At 68.1% G+C, this 3,538-nt stretch carries 4 protein-coding genes; 3 read left to right on the top strand and 1 reads right to left on the bottom strand.

Annotation, left to right across the window (positions count from 1 at the left end; translation table 11 throughout):
- Nucleotides 1–33: 33 nt before the first annotated feature.
- Nucleotides 34–189 (bottom strand): hypothetical protein, encoded by a 156-nt coding sequence (locus ABD908_RS26850; protein ID WP_345001887.1) that lies wholly within the window; start codon nucleotides 187–189, stop codon nucleotides 34–36.
- Between the two features lie 19 nt (nucleotides 190–208).
- Here ABD908_RS26850 and ABD908_RS26845 point away from each other — a divergent pair, with 19 nt between their 5' ends.
- The 3 genes from ABD908_RS26845 (at nucleotide 209) to ABD908_RS26835 (ending at nucleotide 2,960) form a co-directional block, all read left to right on the top strand.
- Nucleotides 209–1,114 (top strand): aldose 1-epimerase family protein, encoded by a 906-nt coding sequence (locus tag ABD908_RS26845; protein WP_345001885.1) that lies wholly within the window; start codon nucleotides 209–211, stop codon nucleotides 1,112–1,114.
- Nucleotides 1,115–1,213: 99 nt separating this feature from the next.
- Entirely contained in the window at nucleotides 1,214–2,524 is a 1,311-nt protein-coding gene (locus tag ABD908_RS26840) for a citrate synthase (protein ID WP_345001883.1), read from the top strand.
- Nucleotide 2,525: 1 nt separating this feature from the next.
- Nucleotides 2,526–2,960: an FKBP-type peptidyl-prolyl cis-trans isomerase gene (locus ABD908_RS26835; RefSeq protein ID WP_385923451.1), complete on the top strand. Its 435-nt coding sequence runs from the start codon at nucleotides 2,526–2,528 to the stop codon at nucleotides 2,958–2,960.
- The last annotated feature ends 578 nt before the right edge of the window (nucleotides 2,961–3,538 follow it).

Raw genomic sequence — 3,538 nt, 5'->3', positions numbered from 1 at the left:
GGCAACCTGCACATCACGGTCGACCAGGCCTGATCAGCCGGCACCGTCGGGCTCGATCAGGACCGTCGCTCCGGCCGGCACGACGTCCACCACGCCGGGCACCCCCCGCGCGGCCGCGCCCACCGCGACGGCGTGTGCGGGGGAATCACACTCGACCAGAACCGCCGTGCCTGCGCCACGAAACCGCATGATCACTAGTATTGCCGCCATGGCGGTGCAACCGGGGTTCACCATCACTTCTGGCGGGTACGTCGCGGAGATCGCGCGGACCGGTGCGGGGCTGCGCGGGCTGACCCGCGGCGGGGTTCCGCTCACCGAGCCGTGGGCGCTCGGTACCAAGCCGCCGCTGTCGGCGGGCCTGATCCTGGCGCCGTGGCCCAACCGCACCGAGGACGGCATCTACACGTTCGACGGCGAGATCCACCGACTGGACGTCACGGAGGTCGAGCGCAACAACGCGATGCACGGCTTCGTTCGCCGGGTCGACTGGGACGACGTCGAGACCGCCGAGGACGCCGTCACCCTGACCGTCGACGTCGGCACCCACCCCGGCTGGCCGTTCGACCTCCACCTGCGCATCCGCTACGCGGTCTCCGACGCTGGCCTCGAGGCCGAGTTGACCGCCGAGAACCACGGCAGCGCAGCCCTGCCGTTTGCGCTCGGGTTCCATACCTTCCTGCGCGTGGGCGACGTCCCCGTCGACGACTGCACCCTCGAACTCGGTGCCGCGCTGGTACAGCCGCTCACCGAGCGCCAGCTGCCCGCCGGTCCGCCGGTCACCGTCGAGGGCACCGACTACGACTTCCGCCGGCCGCGCCCCCTGGCCGGCCGGCAACTCGACACCCCGTTCACCGCGACGGACCACCGGTACACCCTGCGTGCACCGCACGCCGAGGTGCAGCTGTGGACCGACGACTCGTTCGGCTGGGTCCAGGCGTTCGTCGCCGATCCGGTCAACGGGCAGGGGTTCCCCGGCCGCGGGCCGGGCGGCGAACCCGCGCGGGCGATCGCGGTCGAGCCGATGACGTGCCCGCCCAATGCGCTGCATACCGGCGTCGACGTGATCACGATCGACCCGGGCGGGCGCTGGACCGGGCGATGGGGCATCCGATGAACCGGCCTGGAGGCGACCCTCTGTGGCGGAGCACACCGGGTGCCAGCTAGGTTTTCTACTGGGTAGTACTTCAGCCGACCACAGCGAGGGGATACACAATTGTCCACCGACGAAAACATCGCGCCGGCGCAGGACGCTACGGTCACCTACCCCGGTGGCCGGCTCGACCTGCCGATCGTCAAGGCCACTGAAGGCAACGACGGTATCGGGCTGGGGAAGCTCCTCGCCGAGACCGGCTACACGACCTACGACGCGGGGTTCGTGAACACCGCCTCGTGCAAGTCGGCCATCACGTACATCGACGGCGCCAAGGGCATCCTGCGGTACCGCGGCTACCCGATCGAACAGCTCGCGGCCAAATCCACGTTCATCGAGGTCAGCTACCTGCTGATCAACGGTGAGCTGCCGACGCCCGAGCAGCTGGAGAACTTCACCGCCAAGATCCAGCGGCACACGTTGCTGCACGAGGATCTGAAGCTGTTCTTCAACGGCTTCCCGCGCAATGCGCACCCCATGCCGGTCGTCTCGTCCGCGGTCAACGCGTTGTCGGCGTACTACCCGGATTCGTTGGACCACACCGACCCGCACCAGGTCGAACTGTCGACCATCCGGCTGCTCGCCAAGCTGCCGACCATCGCGGCCTACGCCTACAAGAAGTCTGTCGGGCAGCCCATGCTGTACCCGGACAACTCCCTGAGCCTGGTCGAGAACTTCCTCCGCATGACGTTCGGCTTCCCCGCCGAGCCGTACGAGGTCGATCCGGAGCTCGCGAAGGCCCTCGACATGCTGCTGATCCTGCACGCGGATCACGAGCAGAACTGTTCGACGAGCACCGTCCGCCTGGTCGGCTCGTCCAATGCCAACCTGTTCACGTCGATCTCGGGCGGCATCAACGCGCTCTGGGGCCCGCTGCACGGCGGCGCCAACCAGGCCGTCCTCGAGATGCTGGACGAGATCAAGGCGTCCGGCGGAGACACCAATGCCTTCATGAACAAGGTCAAGAACAAGCAGGACGGGGTGAAGCTCATGGGCTTCGGTCACCGCGTCTACAAGAACTACGACCCCCGCGCGGCGATCGTGAAGGAGACCGCGGACCGCATCTTCGAGCTGCTCGGCGTGTCGGACGAGCTGCTCGACATCGCCAAGGGCCTGGAGCAGGTTGCGCTCAGCGACGACTACTTCATCGAGCGCAAGCTGTACCCCAACGTCGACTTCTACACGGGCCTGATCTACCGCGCGATGGGCTTCCCGACGCGTATGTTCACCGTCCTGTTCGCGCTCGGCCGCCTGCCCGGCTGGATCGCGCACTGGCGGGAGATGCACGCCGACCCCAACACCAAGATCGGCCGCCCGCGGCAGATCTACATCGGCCACACGGCCCGCGACTACCCGGGCGTCGAAGGCGCCTGACATGCCGGCGCGGCGCGACAACCTGCATCGCCTCATCAAGGGAGACGAGCTCATCGAAGGAGACGAGTTGACCCAGAACGCCAAGCCCGAGGTCGAGTTCCCGGGCGGCCCCGCCCCCACCGAGCTGGTCGTCAAGGACATCACGATCGGCGACGGTGCCGAGGCGCTGCCCGGCAGCACCGTCGACGTCCACTACCTGGGCGTCGAGTACGACACCGGCGAGGAGTTCGACTCGTCCTGGAACCGCGGTCAGTCCATCGACTTCCCGCTGCGCAGCCTGATCGCCGGCTGGCAGCAGGGCATCCCGGGCATGAAGGTCGGCGGCCGCCGGCAGCTGACGGTGCCGCCGGAGCTCGCCTACGGTCCCGCCGGCGGCGGTCACCGGCTGTCCGGCAAGACGCTGGTCTTCGTGATCGACCTGCTGGGCGTCAAGTAGCAGGCAGGATGTCGACCAAGGGCGGGGTCGCGGGTGCGCGCCCCGCCCTTCGTGCTACCCGCGCCGTGCCGTCAGGGGACCTCTCCGCGCCGAGGTCGGTCGGTAGTCGGAGCGTCGCTTCTCGAGATCTGGGGATGGCCCTCGAGGGGCGGTCCGGGTATCGGTGCTGTGGGCGTGGGTCGCGTGGCGGGCTCTTCGGGCCTGCACGTCTCGGGCCTGCGATCGGCGGTCCGACGCGCTGCCGGGATTCCCGCGGCGGAAATGTCCTCCCGCGCCGAGATGACCTGGTGCGGCAGCATTCTTCGGGATCGTGAGTCGGCACGGAGAGGATTGCGGAGCGCTTATCGGTTGCCGGGGAGTGGGCTGCCGCGCTGGTCACGGGGTCGTGCCCGACCTCGGTTAGCGACTTCTTTGGAGCGACGGTGCGCTAGTGTGTCGCGTCGTTAATTCATTTCTAGTTTGTAGAATGGGAGTATGTCGCGACGCGGACCTGTTCTGCCCGAGGTGACCCTCTCGGGAGAAGAGCGTGAGCAGTTGGAGCGGTGGGTTCGCCGCCGGAAGTCGGCGCAGGATCTGGC

The sequence above is a fragment of the Tsukamurella soli genome (assembly GCF_039541155.1).
Taxonomy (GTDB): Bacteria; Actinomycetota; Actinomycetes; order Mycobacteriales; family Mycobacteriaceae; genus Tsukamurella; species Tsukamurella soli.
Note: the sequence above shows the minus strand (reverse complement) of the source record. Positions and strands in the feature narration are given on the sequence as shown.

Excerpts from the sequence above, each read along its gene's own strand:
- ABD908_RS26850 (WP_345001887.1), bottom strand. The coding sequence starts at position 189 with ATGCGGTTTCGTGGCGCAGGCACGGCGGTTCTGGTCGAGTGTGATTCC.
- ABD908_RS26835 (WP_385923451.1), top strand. The coding sequence starts at position 2,526 with ATGCCGGCGCGGCGCGACAACCTGCATCGCCTCATCAAGGGAGACGAG.
- ABD908_RS26845 (WP_345001885.1), top strand. The coding sequence starts at position 209 with ATGGCGGTGCAACCGGGGTTCACCATCACTTCTGGCGGGTACGTCGCG.